The following is a 16,574-nucleotide window of genomic DNA, read 5'->3' as shown; positions in this document are numbered from 1 at the left end:
TTGAGTGTTCGACATGATGACAGAATCGACGGCGGCCGCATTCCATCCCAGTAATGTCATCCCCCTCCCGCCCACACCAACGCCGCCAGCAGCCCCACCGTCCCCAGCAGATACAGCCACGCCCGCCGCACGGCGAACACCCACATCACCGCCACCCCATAGAACAGGAAGGCGCACAAGGTGCCCGCCACGACGGCCACCGGCCGGCCGACCCCACCCGCCGATGACAGCCATTGCGCCATGGCGGTCGCGGCCAGGGTGGCCAGCGCATAGCCGCCCACCACGGCCACCGCGACACGCGCCAGGACGCGCCAGCGATAACCGGGCGGCGCGGGTGGCGTGCGGCCCGCCAGCGGCGGCGACCAGCGTGCTCGCCCCGCCTTGCCGGCCAGCCACAGGAACAGCAAGCCGGCGAGCAGCACGACGCCCTCCACCGAGGCGGCGATCACGTCGCCCGCCCTGACATAGGTATGAATCGACTGCCCGGTGGTCAAGCCCTTGACGAGCGGCAGCGACAGGCACAACAGCGCCGCCATGCCGAACTGCTCGCGCCACGCGCGCGACGGCGGCCGGAGCAACGCGTGCAGCAGGGTCGCCAGCCAGGCCAGGAAGAACACCCGGATCTCCCACTGCCCGCGCGCGGGCCAATCCGCCGGGATCAGGCGGTTGCCGTGGAAATAGGCGATACAGGCCACCGCGCCGCCCGCGATGGCCGCGACATTGAGCGACTCGACCACGCGCTGGAAGACCGGCGTGGCCGCGCCGAACGCGCCATCGTGCCGGGCGCGCCGCTTCACGGCATACAACACCGCCCCGGTGGCGATCATCACCGTGCCCGCCAGGCCGAACAGGAAGTACATCCAGCGCAGGGGCCAGCCGCCATAGGTCGCCAGGTGCAGCCGCTCCATCACGCCATGCGCCACGTCGGCGCCGGACGGCGCGTCGGCCCGGCGCAGTTCGGTCATCTCGCCGCCGGCCGCGCGGAACGCGGCGCGGCCGGCCTGTGCGGTGAAACGGCGCACGGACGCCTCCTCGTCGACGCGGCCGAACACGCGGATCGTCTCCGTCGCCTGCCCGGGCCGTTCGACCATCAGCATGCGGGCGGGGCTGTCCATCGCGGTCTGCGCCGCCGCCAGGAACGCGCCCAGTTGCCGGCGCGCCGGCACGCCGGGCGCCAGCCGCGCGTCCGTCATGGCGTCGCGGGAGGCGGCGGCCGGCCCGGCCGCCGCCAGTTCCTGGTGCCACCCCTTCATGCCCTGTTCGCCGTACAGGACCCGCAGCGGCCCCGGCATGTAGCTGGTGTAGAAGATCGCCAGGCCGGTGTAGACGATCATCAGCTGGAACGGCAGCGTCAGCACCGCGCTGGCGTTGTGCCCGTCCAGCCAGGCGCGCGCGCCCCGGCCCGGCCGGAAGGTGAAGAAGTCCTTGAAAATGCGCTTGTGCACGATGACGCCGCTCAGCAACGCCACCAGCATGCCGACCGACAGCCAGCCCACCAGCCAGAAGCCGAAGTCGCCGCCGTACAGGGTGTAGTGCAGCACCATGAAGTGGCGGCCGCCCTCGGTCTTGCGGCCCCAGGGCCGCGGCAGCCGTTCGCCGCTGCGCGGATCCATCGCCGCCTCGTGGGTGGCGCCGGCCGCGTCGCGCCAGAACACGCGCAACGCGCGGTCGGTGGCCGGCGGCAGCTCGATGCGCCAGAAGCGCGCCCCCGCGCCCTCCTGGTCGAGCAAGCGCCCGGCCGCCGCCAGCACGGCGGGCATGCCGACGTCCCGCGCGTCGCGCGGCAGGGCCGGTTCGGCGCTCATCCAGTGCGAGATCGGCGCGCGGAACACGCTGAGCGTGCCGGCCAGGAAGATCAGGCATAGCAGCCAGGCGCAGACCAGGCCGCACCAGGTGTGCAGCCAGGCCATGCGCTGGCGCAGCCCGCCCTGGCGCATCAGAACGTGCCGCGCAGCGTCAGCATGGCATTGCGGGGATCGCCGTAGTGCACGCCGTTGACCATGTTGCCAATGGCGCTGTAGTAGGTCTTGTCGAAGATGTTGTTGAGATTGAGCGTGGCGGCCCAGTTGCGGTTGATCTGGTACTTGGCGTAGGCGTTCCACACCGCGCGGCCGCTGGCCTTGGCCGTCAGCGTGCCGATCTGGCGCGACTGGCCGCTCTGCACGTTGACGCCGCCGCCCACCGTGAAGGCGTTCAGGTCGCCCGGCAGCTGGTACGTGGTCCAGAGCCGGAAGATGTGCTTGGGCGTGTGCCAGGCGAACGCCTGCCCTTCGCTGCTGACGTCCTTCAGGTAGCGGGTGGTGTTGAAGGTATAGCCCGCGTAGACGTTCCAGCCGCGGGTGACTTCGCCGTTGATTTCAGCGTCGAAGCCCTGGCTGCGCACCTTGCCCGCGTCGGTGTAGCAGTAGTAGTTCTCGGCGCAGGTCGGGCTGGAGCTGAAGTCCACCTGGGCGCGGTTGCTCTGGTCGATGCGGAAGATCGCGAACGCCGTGTTGATGCGGCCGTCCAGCAGCTCGCCCTTCAGGCCCAGCTCGTAGTTCTCGCCGACGATCGGCTTGAGCGACTGGCCGGACGCGTTGACCTCGCTCTGCGGCTGGAAGATGTCGGTGTAGCTGACGTAGGTGGTCCACTGCGGCGACAGGTCCAGGATCAGGCCCGCATAGGGCGTGAAGTGGGTGTTGGCCTGCACCGTCTGGCCGTTGGTCAGCCTGCCGGCGCTGGTGGTGTCGGTGGTCCAGATGCGGTTGGAACGGCTGAAGCGGCCGCCCAGCACCAGTTTCAACGGATCGGTCAGCTGCAGGCGGGTCGCGCCGTAGAAGCCCACTTCGCGGGTGGTGCCGAGGCGGACTTCGTCGGTGAACGCACGCAGCGCGGCCGTGGTCGGCTCGGGCAGGTCCGGATTGAACTGGAAGGCGTTGAAGGTGGCGTAGTTGGTGAGGTAGGAATACGACGTGTCGATCTTGGTGTGGGCGTAGTTGGCGCCCACCACCACCTCGTGGGTGCGGCCGAAGGCCCGGAACTTGCCGGTCAGGTTGGCATCCATGCCCGAGGCGTCGAGGTCGGCGACCGTGCGCGCGACGTTGACCAGGGCCATCTGCGTGACCGGATTCACGCCGCGGCTGGACGCGGTGTACTTCAGGTACTGCTTTTCCTGCACGTAGGCGCCCGTGGCCTTGAAGCGCCAGTCGTCGTTGAAGGCGTGCGTGAAGTCGGCGTAGAAGCCCTGGTTCGAGGTCCGCTGCCGGTTCCAGTTGGCGCCGTAGCTGGTGGAGCGCTTGAAGTCGATCTCTTCGCCGTCGCTGTAGCGCGGCAGGCCCGAAATCGACGGGCGGCCGCGCAGGTCTTCGTAGCTGTAGCCCAGGTTCAGCTGCGTATAGGGCGTGAAGTCGTATTCGAGCGTGCCGTAGAAGGTCGTGTTCTTCATGTGGACGCGGTCGATGAACGAATGGTTGTCCTGGCGGTCCACCAGCGCGCGGCCGCGCAGGCTGCCATCGGCATTGAGCGCCCCGCTGCCATCGACCTGCAGGCCATAGCGGTCCCAGCTGCCGGCCTTGGTCTCGACCATGAAGCGGTCTTCCGCCAGCGGACGCTTGCGCACCAGGTTCACCGCGCCGCCGGGCGAGCCCGAGCCCTGCAGCAGGCCGGCCGCGCCGCGCAGCACCTCGACGCGGTCATACATGGCGGTGCCGCCCGAGTAATTGCTGGCGCGGCCGTAGAAACCGCGTTCCAGCGGCACGCCGTCGTACTGGATGACGCTGTCCTCGAAGCCGCGCGAATAGATGTACTTGCCGCCCTGCGGACTCTGCTGCAGGGTCACGCCGGTGGTGTTTTCCAGCGCGTCGTAGACCGAGGTCAGGTTCTGCTCGTCCAGCCGCTGGCGCGTCACGACGCTGACGGACTGCGGGATGTCGCGCAGGCGCTGGTCGCCCTTGCCGATCATGACCGAGGGCACGGTGTAGGAGCCGGAGCCTTCGGACATGCTGCGGTATTCCTGCCCGGTCACCGTCACCGCGTCCAGCGTGACGGCGCTGCCGCGCGCGGCGCGCCGCACCGCGTAGCCGCCGCTGGGCTGGCGCACGCCCTCGAAGCCGGTGCCGGCCAGCAAGGCCGCCAGGCCGCCCGCGGTGGTCCAGCGGCCGTTCAGGCCCTGCGTCTGCGCGCGCTCGACCTGGGACGCATCGAACGACACATTCACCCCGGCGGCGCGCGCGAACTGGTTCAGCGCCTGGTCCAGCGGGCCGGCGGCGATAGCGAAGCCGCGCTCGGCCTCCTGCACCGCGGGCGCGGCTTGCGCCCGCACGGCGGCGACCGGCCAGGCCGCCAGGGCGGCGCCGCACAGGATGCCGGACAGGGCCGTGCGCAGCACGGTGGGAACGGGCGTCAGGCGCGCCGTCTTCGGGGTACGAGCGAGTGTCATTGCGTAGTCTTGAAGGCCAGGTTGAAAGGTGTCTTTCCCTGTAGGCCGGACAAGAACGCGAATCCCCTCATTTTTTCAGCAACTTTTTTTTCGGCCCTTTTCAAGGCCGGATGGTGACGCGGCATGAGGGCCTCAGGCCGGGCCGACCGTCACCCAGTAGCGCGTCCAGTAGCGCACCCGGACCGGCAGGGTCTGCGCCAGGAAGGCCAGCGTCCGGTCGGTGTCGTCGACGTGGTAGGTGCCCGATACCCGCAGGTCCGCCACCTCGGGGGCACAGTTGATGCGCCCGCGGCGATAGCGCGACAGTTCCGCCAGCAGGTCGGCCAGCCGCATGTTCTTGCCGGAGATCGCGCCTTCGACCCAGGCCGCGCTTTCCATGGCCGGCGGCTGCAGGGGCTGTGCGTGCCAGCGGTCGAGCCAGCCCTGCTGACCCGCCTGCACGATGACACGGTCGCCGCCCTCGGCCGGCGTCAGGGCCACGGCGTGCTCCTGCACGCTGACGCGGGCGCCATCGTCATCCAGCCGCACGACGAAGCGGGTGCCCAGCGCCTCGACGACGCCATAGGGCGTGCGCACCCGAAACGGCCGCCGCGCCGGCGAGCCGGGGTCGCTGCCCGTGTCCAGCGATATCTCGCCGCGATGCAGCACCACCACGCGTTCGGCGCCGTCCAGCAGCAGGCTCACGGCGCTGTCGGTGTTCAGCACCAGGCGGGTGCCATCGGCCAGCGTCAGGGCCCGGCGTTCGCCCAGGCCGGTGCTGACATCGGCCACGAGGCGCTGCCACGGCACCTGCTCGCGCGCCGCCCAGCCCGTGCCCAGCGCGCCGCCGGCGAGCAGCAGGCTCTTGAGCACCACGCGGCGCTGGCGCCGGCGCGCGCCGTTCAGGGCGGTCAACGTATCCAGCGCCAACCCCTGCGGGACCGCGTTGAAATCCGCGTTCAGCGACTGCACCCGGGTCCAGGCCAGCTCGTGCTCGGGCGCGGCCCGGCGCCAGCGCTCGAACGCCGCGCGGGTGCGCGCGTCGGGCTGGCTGAAATTGAGCCTGACCGACCAATCGATGGCCTGGTCGACGATGGTGGCGGCGATCGGCGCCGCCGCGCCCGGCTCTCTCATGTCGGCTCGAACCGGAACTGGTAGCACTGGCGCAACCCGCTGGCGACGTAGCGCTCGGCGGTGGCCAGCGACACGTCCAGCCGCTCGGCGATCTCCGGGCAGCGCAAGCCTTCGAGCTGGGCCCAGAGAAAGGCCTGGCGCACCTTGGGCTTGAGGGTGTCGAGCATCTGGTCGATCCTGACCAGCGCCTCGAGGATGAGCATGCGGTTTTCAAGGGATGGGACTTGCGCCCACGGCGCGTGGGCCAGCGCCTCGAGCCAGGCGCGTTCCAGTTCGCGGCGGCGCCAGTGGTCGACCAGCAGGCCGCGCGCGATAGTGCTCAGGAAGGCCCGCGGCTCGCGCGTGTCGGCCACGGCCGGCCGGCGCAGCAGGCGCACGAACACATCATGCGCCAGATCGGCGGCCTCGAACGAATTGCCCAGCTGACGGCGCAGCCAACCGTGCAACCAGCTGTGGTGATCCACATAAAGCGATTCGATTCGATCCTGCGTCGTGGGGGGCATGGCCGCGCGCCCTCGCGGGCAAATGAATGATAACCATTCTCTATTGTAATAACGAGACACAGCCATCGGCAAGCGCGAGTCCCGGCGCGGCTGCGCGCCCCGCGGCGACGCGTCCGGTTCAGGCCTTGGGGCCGTCCGAGGCAAGCCTGTCCGCGACAGCGGCTGGCGCCCCGCTTTCGCGGTGAAAGAACAGCGGCGCCAAGCCGCCCTTGCCCCGGTCCAGGTACTCGAACGCCACCCGCTCCCCGGGATGCGCCGGGCCGCCGCCGTGGCTGAGGTGATATAGCTCACCGCCCAGTCGATAGACATACAGCGGGGTCCACGACGCCTCCTCCGGCATCTGCACCTGATAGGTCAGGACCTCATCCACCCGGCCGCGCACCCCGTACTTGACGGTGGCGCGCCGCAGGGCCCGGCCCGGCCGCCCCGCCCACCATGCCGCCGCCAGGCACAACGCGGCGGCGCCATACAGCGGCCACGCGAACCACCCCGCGGCCAGCAACGCCAGCGCCACGCCCAGCAACACATTGCGCAACAAGGTCGCATCCCGCCGCAGCCGCGCCCGGTCGGCATCGCTGATAGTCTCGTAGGCCTTCTGCACGTCGCCCGGCCCGTCGTATTCCGCGCGCAGCAGCACCGGCGCCCGCCCCGGCCACAACGCCAGCAGGTGCAGCCGCACCGGCGTCTCCAGCCTGGCGGCGCAGCGTTCGGGGTTCTTGCCGCCATCCCCGGGCATGGTGAAGCCGTTCATGAACGGCAACGCCACCTCCAGCTTGCGCCCATCGATGCCGTACCGCACACTGCCCGCCGCGCCTGGTTCGAAGCCGGTGAGCACGCCGCGGACCACCTGCTTCGGGACGCCGCCGCGCAGCACCTGGCGCCAGCGCCGGCGCACCGCCGGGCCGCGCAGCAGGCGGAGGCCGAAATGCAGCGTGAAGCCGGCGAGCGCCAGGATCATCACGCCCAGCACCGGATCGCGCGCCGTGGTCGAAGGCCCCCACCACCAGAGCCCGGCCAGGGACGCCGTGATGGCCAGGAACACCGTGAAGAACACCGCCGTCAGGGCCGTGTCCGCGCCGTGATGGCGCGTATGCCGGCGCAACCAGGCCAGATCCTGCTCGGTCAACGCCTCATCGTGGGTCTGCATGCCGCGCGCCTCCTCGTCTCGATCCGATTGCCCGCCATGATGACAGAAGCGCCGGCCCGCCCGGCTTGACAAGTCCCCCTTGCGCCTCCGAACATAGGGCCATCCACCCGGGGAGCTTCGGCAAGAAGCTGAGATTCCGATGGCGGCCGCGCCTGTCGCGCGGCACGCGGCGCGCGAGACCCGTCGAACCTGATCCAGACAATGCTGGCGTAGGGAAGGTGCGCATCCCGCCGGCCCCCGCTGCCGCGCCACGCCGCCCTGCCCCGCCGCTTGTCCCCTTGCAAGGACCCCTCGGCATGGCTTCTTCCGCCCTCTCCCCCTCCCCCTCCCCGTCCGCGCTGGCGCTGGCCTCGCGCGACCTGTACGCCGCCGTGCGCCGCGACGCGCCGCTGGTGCAGTGCCTGACCAATTTCGTGTCCATGAACACCGCCGCCAATACGCTGCTGGCGATCGGCGCCTCACCCGCGATGGTGCATGCGGTGGAGGAAGCGCCCGAATTCGCCGCCCTCAGCGGCGCGGTGGTGATCAACATCGGCACGCTCTCGGCGCCGTGGCTGGACAGCATGCTGCTGACGGCCGCCGCAGCGGGCAAGGCCGGCACCCCCTGGGTGCTGGACCCCGTGGCGCACCACGCCACGGCGTTCCGGCGCGACGCGGTGCGGCGCCTGCTGGACCTGCGGCCCGCGGTGATCCGCGGCAACGCGTCGGAGATCATCGCGCTGGCCGGTGGCCAGAGCGCGGGCAAGGGCGTGGATGCGCGCGACCCGGTGCAACAGGCCGAGCAGGCGGCGCGCGACCTGGCGCGGGCGCACGCCACGGTGGTGGCCGTGACCGGCGAAGTGGATTATGTGACGGACGGCCGGCGCGACGTGCGCGTGACCGGCGGGTCGCCGCTGATGCCGCAGGTCACCGCCACGGGCTGCGCGCTGACGGCGGTGGTGGGCGCCTTCGCGGCGGTGGCGCGCGATGACGCCTACACGGCGGCGGTGGCGGCGTTGTCCTGCTTCGGCATCGCCGGCCAGCGCGCCGGCGCGCTGGCGGACGGCCCCGGCTCTTTCGCCTGGCGCTTCCTCGACGCGCTGGCGGCGCTGGAAACGGACAGCCTGGCGGCGGAATCACCGCTGCGCTGACCCGGCGGCCGCGCGCCAGCCCCGCGCGCGGCGCCCTGATGCCTTACATGCGGTACTGCAGGCTCAGCATCGCGTTGCGCGGCGCGCCCGGCATGTTCAGGTTGGGGCTGGTGCCGTGGGCCGAGACGATATAGCCGGCGTTGAACAGGTTGTACACGTTCAGCTGCACCGAGTACGGCCCCTGGCGCCACCACGCCGCCGCGTCCGCCGTCAGGTAGCCCGGCAGCGTGACCGTGTTGCCCGGGTTGGCGAAGCGCGCGCCCACCAGGTTCAGGCCGGCGCCGGCGCCGAAACCGTCGCCCAGATCCTTGGTGATCCAGACGTTGCCGGCATGGCGCGGCGTCAAGGTCGCGCGCTTGCCTTCCACGCTCTTGCCGGCGTCCACCGCGACCGACTGCGTCACGCGCGCATCCAGGTAGGCGTAGCCCAGCACCGCGCGCCAGCCGTTGGACAGGTCGCCCGACAGCGTCCATTCGGCGCCGTCGGTGCGCTGCGTGCCCACCGGCACCAGCGTGTTAGTCACCGGATTGGTGACCTTGATGTCGGTACGCTCCAGGCGGAACACGGACACGGTGGTCGACAGCTTGCCGTCCAGGAAGTCGTACTTGGCGCCGACTTCGTAGTTGGTGGTCTTCTCGGGCGCCAGGTCGACGTTGTTGGCGGCCAGCGCGAAGGCCTCGCCCGAGGGCTGGTACGAACGGCTCCACGACACGTAGTACGACTGCACGCTGTCCGGCTGGAACACCAGGCCCAGGCGCGGGCTCAGGTTGGAGTCGGTGCGCTGCAGGTTCTGGCCGCTGCGGCGGTCCTCGGTCTTCTGCTCGAAGCGGTCATGGCGCACGCCGCCCAGCACCTTCCAGTGCTCGCCCAGCGACACCATGTCCTGCACATACAGGCCGAGCGTGCTGAAGCGGCCCAGGCTGTCGGAGCCGGGCGCGCCCACGGCCTGGCGCTGCAGCGTCGGCAGTTGCGGATCGAACAGGTTGACCACCGCCACGTTGGCGTTGGAATAGCTCACCAGGTCCTTGTTCTGCTGCCCCACTTCGACGCCGTACAGGATGTCGTGGCGCACCGAGCCCCACTGCACGCGCTGCATCAGCTCGGTCTGGTTGGTCCAGCCGTGTTCGTCGCGCAGCACGTTGCCGTGCGTCAGCGAAACGGTTTGCGCCGCTTCGTTGACCGAGCCCGGCAGCGTGTTGTTGCGGTTCAGCGTGTAGTGGTAGTAGCGCGTGGCGTTGCGCAGCGACCAGTTCTCGTTGAAGCGGTGCGTCAGCGTGCCGGCATAGGACTGCACGCGGGTCTGCGTGTAATCGGTGTCGCGCGCGTTCTCGGCGCCGTAGTAGGTGGACGGGTCCACGTCCACCGGCCGGCCGTGATAGGCCGGAATGCCGAAGTCGGTCAGGCGGCGGTCTTCCAGGAACTCGGTCTGCAGCAGGAAGGTGGTGTTCTCGCCCAGCTTGAACTGGGCCGACGGCGCAATCGCCTTGCGGTCGATGAACTGCTTGTCGCGGTAGCTGTCGCCCTTCTCCACCGCGCCGGTCAGGCGCCACGACATGGAGCCGCTCTCGTTGGCGCGGCCCAGGTCCAGGTCGAGCCGGCGGTCATTCCACGAGCCGTAGCTCAGGCCGACCTGCGAGATGTCCTCGCCCGGCTTCTTGGTGACGCGGTTGATCAGGCCGCCCGACGAGCCGCGGCCGTACAGCACCGCGGCCGGCCCCTTGATGACGTCGATGCGCTCGACGTTGGAGAGGTCGCGGTAGTACAACGCGTCGTCGCGGAAGCCGTCGACGAACTGATCGGCGATGGCGGTGAAGCCGCGGATCGAGACCTGGTCGCGCTGGCCGTCGCCGGTCGAGAAGCTGACGCCCGGCACGTTCTTGAGCGCGTCCTGCACCGACATGGCGTGCTGGTCGCGCAGCACCTGCGCCGGCACCACGTTCACCGTCTGCGGAATGTCGCGCAGCGGCGCGTCGATCTTGGTGGCGCTGGTGGAGGCGGGCGGGTTGTAGCTCTGCGCGCTGTCGTCGGTGCCGACGACGCTGACGGCGGGCAAGGTGGCGGTGGGCGCGGCGGCCTGGCCGTGCGCGGCCAGGGGCGCCACGACGAACAGGGCGGCGGTGAGGGGGCGAAGGACGTGCATGGCCAGCGGGTCTTGTCGAAGTCGTTTGAAATGGAAGGATTCGCCATTCTCTTGACAACGAGAATCAATCGCAATGCTTTTATCATTACGTTGCCTTGCGGCCACGATAAATGAGACACGCGTCCAATTCAGATGCTTTTCAGCCGCCTTGTGCCACGCGTGCGCGCCGATCTCGTCCCCGTGATCGCACCCCTTTTTTTTCGCGGCAACCCTTAGCGGTAGTACACGCAGATGCGCTTGCCGCTGATCTCGTGCACGTCGATGGGCAGCTCGTACAGCGCGCCCAGGATTTCCGGGCGGATCAACTCGGCCGGGGCGCCATGGTGCGCCACCCTGCCCGCCTTCATCGCCACGATGCGGTCGGCGTAGGCCGAGGCGAAGTTGATGTCGTGCAGCACCAGCACCACGGTCTTGCCCAGTTCGTCGGCCGCGCGCCGCAGGGTGCCCATCATGGCCACGGCGTGCTTCATGTCGAGACTGTTGAGCGGCTCGTCCAGCAGCACATAGCGCGTGTCCTGGCACAGCACCATCGCCACGAAGGCGCGCTGGCGCTGGCCGCCGGACATCTCGTCCAGGTAGCGGTCGGCCAGCGGCTCCAGCTCCAGATAGGCGATGGCGCGGTCGATATGGGCCTTGTCGTCCAGCGTCAGCCGTCCGCCGGTGTGCGGATAGCGGCCGAACGCCACCAGGTCGCGCACCGTCAGGCGCAGCGGCAGGTGGTTGTCCTGCCGCAGGATGGCCAGGCGGCGCGCCAGCTCGCGGCTGTCGCTGCGCGCCACGTCCAGGCCGTCGACCAGGATGTGGCCGGCCGACGGCGGCAACAGGCGGCTGATCATCGACAGCAGGGTCGACTTGCCGGCGCCGTTGGGGCCGATGATGGCGGTCACGCCGCCCGCGGGCAGCGCCAGCGACACCTGGTCCACGACCACGCTGTCGCCATACTGCTTGCTGATTTGTTGGATATCGATCATTGGCGTCCCCTGCGCAAGATCAGGGCCAGGAACATCACTCCGCCCACGAATTCGATGACCACGCTGACCGTGGTGCTCAGCTGCAACACCCGTTCCAGCAGCGTCTGGCCGCCCACCAGGAAGATGACGCTGAGCAGCACCGCGGCCGGCACGGTGTGGCGATGCCGGTCCGACCCCATCGCCTGGTAAGCCAGGTTGCTGACCAGGAGGCCGAAGAAGGTCACCGGCCCCACCAGCGCGGTGGACACCGACACCAGCACGGCAATGGCGGCCAGCGTCAGCAGCAAGGTGCGGCGGTAGTCCACGCCCAGGTTCAGCGCGATCTCGCGCCCCAGCGCCAGCACGTCGTAGCGGCGCCGCATGCGCCAGATCAGCAGCGTGGCCACGGCCACCGCCGTCAGCGCGATCGGCAGGAGGCCGGTGCGCACCGAATTGAAATTGGCGAACATCCGGTCCTGCAGCACCAGGAACTCGTTCGGGTCGATCAGGCGCACGACAAAACTGGACAGGCTGCGGAACAACAGGCCGAAGATGATGCCGACCAGCATCATCAGATGCAGGCTGCGCACCACGTCGGTGAACAGCCAACGGAACAGCAGGCAGGCGAACGCCGTCATCGCGCACACCTCCAGCACGAAGGCCGCCACCGGATGGCTGACCGCGCCCGCCGCCTGGCCGAAGCCGAACACCACCACCGACTGGATCAGCAGATAGAGCGCGTCGAAGCCCATGATGGCCGGCGTCAGGATGCGGTTGTGGGTGACGGTCTGGAACAGCACCGACGACACCGCCACCGCGTACGCCACCAGCAGCATCGCCGCCAGCTTGCCGCCACGGAACGGCAGCACGAAGTCCCACTGGCCGTTGGCGCCGAGCATCATGAAGCCGGCCACGCACAACAGCGCCAGCGCGGCCAGCACGGCCAGGCGCCAGGCCTGCGGCGAACGCGCCGCGGCGGCGCGCGATACGGCGGAATCAGCCACGGCGGTTCCTCCGGCCGTGCAACAGGCACAGGAACAGGATGCTGCCCACCACGCCCACCACCGTGCCGAGCGGCACCTCGTACGGATGGATCACCAGGCGGCCGATGATGTCACAGGCCAGCACGAAGACGCCCCCCAGCGCCGCCACCCATGGAATCGAGCGGCGCATGTTGTCGCCCAGCACCAGGCTGACGGCGTTCGGCACGATCAGGCCCAGGAACGGAATGCCGCCGGCCGTCACCACCACCACCGCGGAGATCGCCGACACGATCAACAGCCCCGTCAACGTCAGGCGCGCGTGGTTCAGACCGAGATTGGCGGCGAACTCGCGGCCCATGCCGGCCACGGTGTAGCGGTCCGCCGCCAGATAGGCCGCGGCCGCCAGCGCGAAGCCGATCCACAGCAGTTCGTAGCGGCCGCGCAGCACGCCGGAGAAATCACCCGTGGTCCAGGCATGCAGCGACTGCAGCAGGTCGTAGCGATAGGCGACGAAGGTGGTGACGGCGTGGATCACGCCGCCCAGGATCAGGCCGATCAGCGGCACGATGAAGGGCGTGCGCAGCGGCACGCGCCGCAGCAGCGCCAGGAACAGCAGCGTGCCCGCCAGCGCGAAGCCGGTGGCCGTCAGCATCTTGCCGATCACCGGCGTGTCCGGCGCCAGCAGCGTCACCACCAGGATGCCGAGCGTGGCCGACTCGACGGTGCCGGCCGTGGTCGGCTCGACGTAGCGGTTGCGCACCAGCATCTGCATGATGAGCCCGGCCACCGCCAGCGCCATGCCGGCCAGCAGCAGGGCCAGCGTGCGCGGCACGCGGCTGACCAGCAGCAGGCGCCAGGCGCGCTCGGCGTCCGGCCCGCCCGCCAGCGCGGCGAACGAGAACGACCCCGCGCCCAGGCTGACGCTGGCCACGCACAACAACAGCAACAACAGCAGCAACGCCGCCAGTCCGGCCCAGCCGGTGATCATGCCACCCTGCTTCACCCGGCCGACTCCGGTTCCATCCAGTGAGCCATGCGCCTACTTCGTGCCCGACAGCGCGCGCGCCAGGTCATCCACGTTCTGCTGCATAGCGGTCAGGCCGGCACTGCCCAGCAGGTACCAGTTGTAGCCGTTCAGGTAGACCACGCGCTGCTGCTTCCAGGCCTTGGTCGGACGGATCAGCTCGTTGTCCAGCATGCGCTGGGCCGACGTGCCCTCGCGGCCGATGGCGGCGTCACGGTCGATCACGAACAGCCAGTCCGGATCGGTCTGGGCGATGAACTCGAACGAGATCGCCTGGCCGTGGTTCGACACGTTCAGGTCCTTGGCGGCCGGCGCGATGCCGAACGCGTCATGGATGACGCCAAAGCGCGAGCCCGGGCCGTAGGCGCTCATCTTGCCGCCGGTGGTCAGCACGATCAGGCCGGTGCCGGCGCCGGCGGCCTTGCCGTGCAGCGCGGCGATCGAGGCGCGCAGGGCGTCCAGCTTCTGCTTGGCCTGCGCCTGTTTGCCGTAGATGGCGGCCAGCGTTTCGGTACTGCGCACCACGCTGCCCACCAGATCCTTGGCGTCGGCGGTCAGGTCCACCGTGGGCGCCAACTTGGCCAGCTCGTCGTACTTGGGCGCCGAGCGGCCGGCCACGAAAATCACCTGCGGCTGCGCCGCGTGGATCACTTCGTAGTTGGGCTCGAACATGCTGCCCACCTTCAGGTAGCGCTTGTCGGCATATTGGGCCAGCTGCGGCGGCAGCTTGGCGGCCGTCGGCACGCCGGTGACGTCCACGCCCAGCGCATGCAGGGTGTCCAGCACCGCCAGGTCCAGCACCACGGTCTTGGTCGGGTTGGACGGCACGGCGGTTTCGCCGCGCGCATGCTTGACCGGCACGGTCTGGGCCGCGCTCAGCGCGCTGGCGGTGCCCAGGACCAGGGCCGCGGTGGCACACGCCAGCCAGCGGCCGGCGCGTCGCGCTTGGGTTTGTTTCATCGTCATGCTCATCTCTCCAGGTTGCGGGAACGCCGCCTGGCGGCGGCGGTCCCCGGGTGTTGCACGCGGGCTCAGAACTTCACGCCCACGCCCAGCCAATAACGGCGGCCGTCCTCGACATAGCCGTAGTCGTCGTAGCCGACCTTTTTGTCGAACAGGTTGTAGATGCCGGCGTACACCGACACCTTCTTGTTGACGGCGTAGGAGCCGCCCAGGTCGACGAAGGTGTAGGACGGCGCCACCAGCGACGACGAGGACGGGCCGGTGATCGGCTGGCTTTCCTTGCCGCGGTAGTTGACGCGGGCCCACGCTTCCAGCGCGTCGGAGGCCTGCCAGTTGACCGTGGTGGTGAACAGGTGCTTGGGCAACTGGTTCAGCGGCTGGCCCTGGTACTGGCCGGTCTTCTGTTCCGACTTGGTGAAGGTGTAGCTGCTGCTCAGCGACCAGTCGCGGCCCAGCGGCAGCTTCAGGTTGGCCTCGACGCCGCGCGACACCGCCTTGTCCACGTTCATGTACGTGGTGGGGTTGGCGCCGAACTGGTTGGGGCCCTCGGTGCACTGCGACAGCGGGCACGCGACGCGCGTGATCTTGTCCTTGAAGTCGTTGTTGAACAGCGTCAGGCCGGCGTTGAAGCCTTCGCCATCGTCATACAGCAGGCCGATTTCCTCGGTCACCGACTTCTCGGGCGTCAGGTTGGGGTTGCCGTACATGTTGCCGCCGCGGCTGACCTGGCCCCAGCCCGCGACCGTCTGGCGCAGATCGGGCGCGCGGAACCCGGTGGAGACGCCGCCCTTCAGGGTCCAGCGCTCGGCCATGTGCCACACGCCGTACAGGCGCGGGCTGAAATGGCTGCCGAAGTTCTCGTCCTGGTCCATGCGCAGGCCGCCGGTGAGCGCGAAGCTCTCGGCCAGGCGCCATTCGTCCTCTGCGAACAGCGCCCACTGGTAGCGCTCCACCTTGCTGGGGCCGCCGGCCAGCTGGTTGCCGGTCTGGTCGGTCAGGCGCTGCGTCAGGTAGCTGCCGCCCAGCGTCAGCATGTGCGAACCCAGCGGCAGCGACCAGCTGGTCTGCAGGTCCAGGTTCTTGATCTTCATCTGGCGCGAGCGGTTGTCGAATTCTTCCTGCTGCACGTAGCTGTCGGACACGCCCCAGCCCCAGCGGCCGGTGTGCGACAAGGCCCACTTGTTGCTGCGGTAGTCGGTTTCCGACGAGGCCGGGCAACCGGTGCGCGGGCACGCCACGCCCGGCGCCAGCGGCGCGACGGTCTTGCCCAGCGTGTTCTCGTATTTCTGGCGGCTGGAGGTGGCCTCCAGCACGATGTCGTGGTCGCGGTTGGGCGTGAGCGCCAGCTTGGCGGTGATGTTGGTGGCGTTGCGCTTGCGGTAGCCGTCGAAGATCTTGTCTTCGTCGCGCTGGGTCGCCTGGCCGTAGATCTGCAGGCCAAGCAGGTCGTTCTTGATCGGGCCGGCCAGGTAGAAGTTGCCCTGGTAGATGTCGCCGGACTTGCTGCTTTCCTGGATGGTGGTGTCCATGCGGATCTCGCCGCCCCACTCGCTGGGCACCTTGCGGGTGATGATGTTGATCACCCCGCCCATGGCGTCGGACCCATACAGCGACGACATCGGCCCGCGCACCACTTCGATGCGCTCGATGGCCGAGATCGGCGGCGTCCAGCCGCCTTCCACGCCGCTCGAATCGGAGTTGGTGCGGGTTTCACGCGAGTTCTGGCGCTTGCCGTCGATCAGGATCAGCGTGTACTTCGGGCCCATGCCGCGCAGGCTGATGTCCTGGCGGTCGCCGCCGCCGGTGACCACCACGCCCGGCACCTCGACCAGCGCGTCGGTGACGTCGCGGTAGAACTTCTTTTCGAGGTCCTGGCGCGTAATCACGCTGATCGACGCCGGCGCATCCTGGATCTGCTGCTCATAGCCGCTGGCCGTGACGACCACGGTGTCCAGCGTCCTGGTGTCGGCCGCCTGCCCCCAGGCCGGCTGGCCCATGGCGAGGCCCGCGCCGCACAAAGCGACGGCCAGGCGGGTGCGCGGGCCCAGTGCGCGACGCACGGCCAGATCGTTACTGCTCATGATTTCAACCTCTCCCGTCCCGGGTGACTACCGCGCCCCGTGCGCGGCGCCGCCCGCTCTCAATTTTTAATGAAAACCATTCTCATATTAGAATTGAGCCGGTCCGGGGGCTGCAACACGCTT

12 protein-coding genes and 1 riboswitch are annotated in these 16,574 nt (G+C 69.4%); of the genes, 1 reads left to right on the top strand and 11 read right to left on the bottom strand.

Translation table 11 applies throughout. The annotated features are described in order from the left end of the window. Window positions 1-56 precede the first annotated feature (56 nt). The 5 genes from H0523_RS17270 to H0523_RS17250 form a co-directional block, all read right to left on the bottom strand. Window positions 57-1,937, bottom strand: coding sequence for a PepSY-associated TM helix domain-containing protein (locus tag H0523_RS17270; protein WP_054429885.1), 1,881 nt, complete (start codon window positions 1,935-1,937; stop codon window positions 57-59). Further along, window positions 1,937-4,417 (bottom strand): TonB-dependent siderophore receptor, encoded by a 2,481-nt coding sequence (locus H0523_RS17265; protein ID WP_054429886.1) that lies wholly within the window; start codon window positions 4,415-4,417, stop codon window positions 1,937-1,939. Before H0523_RS17265 ends, H0523_RS17270 begins: the two co-directional genes overlap by 1 nt. Before the next feature lie 132 nt (window positions 4,418-4,549). Next, window positions 4,550-5,530, bottom strand: a complete 981-nt coding sequence (locus H0523_RS17260; RefSeq protein WP_054429888.1) for a FecR domain-containing protein — start codon at window positions 5,528-5,530, stop codon at window positions 4,550-4,552. Then, the gene (locus H0523_RS17255; protein ID WP_054429890.1) at window positions 5,527-6,033 is read right to left on the bottom strand and encodes a sigma-70 family RNA polymerase sigma factor; all 507 of its coding nucleotides are present in this window, start codon (window positions 6,031-6,033) and stop codon (window positions 5,527-5,529) included. Before H0523_RS17255 ends, H0523_RS17260 begins: the two co-directional genes overlap by 4 nt. Window positions 6,034-6,151: 118 nt before the next feature. Further along, entirely contained in the window at window positions 6,152-7,180 is a 1,029-nt protein-coding gene (locus H0523_RS17250) for a hypothetical protein (RefSeq protein WP_054429891.1), read from the bottom strand. 98 nt (window positions 7,181-7,278) lie between these two features. Next, window positions 7,279-7,414: riboswitch (TPP riboswitch) on the top strand. A gap of 62 nt (window positions 7,415-7,476) precedes the next feature. Here H0523_RS17250 and thiM point away from each other — a divergent pair. After that, complete coding sequence (gene thiM / locus H0523_RS17245) at window positions 7,477-8,310, top strand: hydroxyethylthiazole kinase (protein ID WP_180180100.1); 834 nt, start codon at window positions 7,477-7,479, stop codon at window positions 8,308-8,310. A gap of 43 nt (window positions 8,311-8,353) precedes the next feature. On the opposite strand, the gene H0523_RS17240 is transcribed toward thiM, so the two are convergent. The 6 genes from H0523_RS17240 to H0523_RS17215 form a co-directional block, all read right to left on the bottom strand. Next, window positions 8,354-10,450: a TonB-dependent receptor gene (locus H0523_RS17240; RefSeq protein WP_054429893.1), complete on the bottom strand. Its 2,097-nt coding sequence runs from the start codon at window positions 10,448-10,450 to the stop codon at window positions 8,354-8,356. Window positions 10,451-10,662: 212 nt separating this feature from the next. Beyond that, window positions 10,663-11,421: an iron ABC transporter ATP-binding protein gene (locus H0523_RS17235; RefSeq protein WP_054429895.1), complete on the bottom strand. Its 759-nt coding sequence runs from the start codon at window positions 11,419-11,421 to the stop codon at window positions 10,663-10,665. Beyond that, window positions 11,418-12,404 (bottom strand): iron chelate uptake ABC transporter family permease subunit, encoded by a 987-nt coding sequence (locus H0523_RS17230; RefSeq protein WP_180180099.1) that lies wholly within the window; start codon window positions 12,402-12,404, stop codon window positions 11,418-11,420. The genes H0523_RS17235 and H0523_RS17230 overlap by 4 nt, the downstream gene beginning before the upstream one ends. Then, window positions 12,397-13,371 carry an ABC transporter permease gene (locus H0523_RS17225; RefSeq protein WP_054429897.1) on the bottom strand — a complete coding sequence of 325 codons (975 nt, stop codon included), beginning with the start codon at window positions 13,369-13,371 and terminating at the stop codon, window positions 12,397-12,399. Before H0523_RS17225 ends, H0523_RS17230 begins: the two co-directional genes overlap by 8 nt. A 51-nt stretch (window positions 13,372-13,422) precedes the next feature. After that, a complete protein-coding gene (locus H0523_RS17220; RefSeq protein ID WP_156349996.1) occupies window positions 13,423-14,373 on the bottom strand; it encodes a siderophore ABC transporter substrate-binding protein in 951 nt (316 codons plus the stop codon). Between the two features lie 65 nt (window positions 14,374-14,438). Beyond that, window positions 14,439-16,451: a ligand-gated channel protein gene (locus H0523_RS17215; protein ID WP_054429899.1), complete on the bottom strand. Its 2,013-nt coding sequence runs from the start codon at window positions 16,449-16,451 to the stop codon at window positions 14,439-14,441. Window positions 16,452-16,574 lie beyond the last annotated feature (123 nt).

This window comes from Achromobacter insuavis (genome assembly GCF_902859645.1).
Taxonomy (GTDB): domain Bacteria; phylum Pseudomonadota; class Gammaproteobacteria; order Burkholderiales; family Burkholderiaceae_B; genus Achromobacter; species Achromobacter insuavis.
Note: the sequence above shows the minus strand (reverse complement) of the source record. Positions and strands in the feature narration are given on the sequence as shown.

Excerpts from the sequence above, each read along its gene's own strand:
- H0523_RS17240 (WP_054429893.1), bottom strand. The coding sequence starts at position 10,450 with ATGCACGTCCTTCGCCCCCTCACCGCCGCCCTGTTCGTCGTGGCGCCC.
- H0523_RS17235 (WP_054429895.1), bottom strand. The coding sequence starts at position 11,421 with ATGATCGATATCCAACAAATCAGCAAGCAGTATGGCGACAGCGTGGTC.
- H0523_RS17220 (WP_156349996.1), bottom strand. The coding sequence starts at position 14,373 with ATGACGATGAAACAAACCCAAGCGCGACGCGCCGGCCGCTGGCTGGCG.
- H0523_RS17225 (WP_054429897.1), bottom strand. The coding sequence starts at position 13,371 with ATGATCACCGGCTGGGCCGGACTGGCGGCGTTGCTGCTGTTGTTGCTG.
- H0523_RS17215 (WP_054429899.1), bottom strand. The coding sequence starts at position 16,451 with ATGAGCAGTAACGATCTGGCCGTGCGTCGCGCACTGGGCCCGCGCACC.
- thiM (WP_180180100.1), top strand. The coding sequence starts at position 7,477 with ATGGCTTCTTCCGCCCTCTCCCCCTCCCCCTCCCCGTCCGCGCTGGCG.
- H0523_RS17260 (WP_054429888.1), bottom strand. The coding sequence starts at position 5,530 with ATGAGAGAGCCGGGCGCGGCGGCGCCGATCGCCGCCACCATCGTCGAC.
- H0523_RS17270 (WP_054429885.1), bottom strand. The coding sequence starts at position 1,937 with ATGCGCCAGGGCGGGCTGCGCCAGCGCATGGCCTGGCTGCACACCTGG.
- H0523_RS17265 (WP_054429886.1), bottom strand. The coding sequence starts at position 4,417 with ATGACACTCGCTCGTACCCCGAAGACGGCGCGCCTGACGCCCGTTCCC.
- H0523_RS17255 (WP_054429890.1), bottom strand. The coding sequence starts at position 6,033 with ATGCCCCCCACGACGCAGGATCGAATCGAATCGCTTTATGTGGATCAC.
- H0523_RS17250 (WP_054429891.1), bottom strand. The coding sequence starts at position 7,180 with ATGCAGACCCACGATGAGGCGTTGACCGAGCAGGATCTGGCCTGGTTG.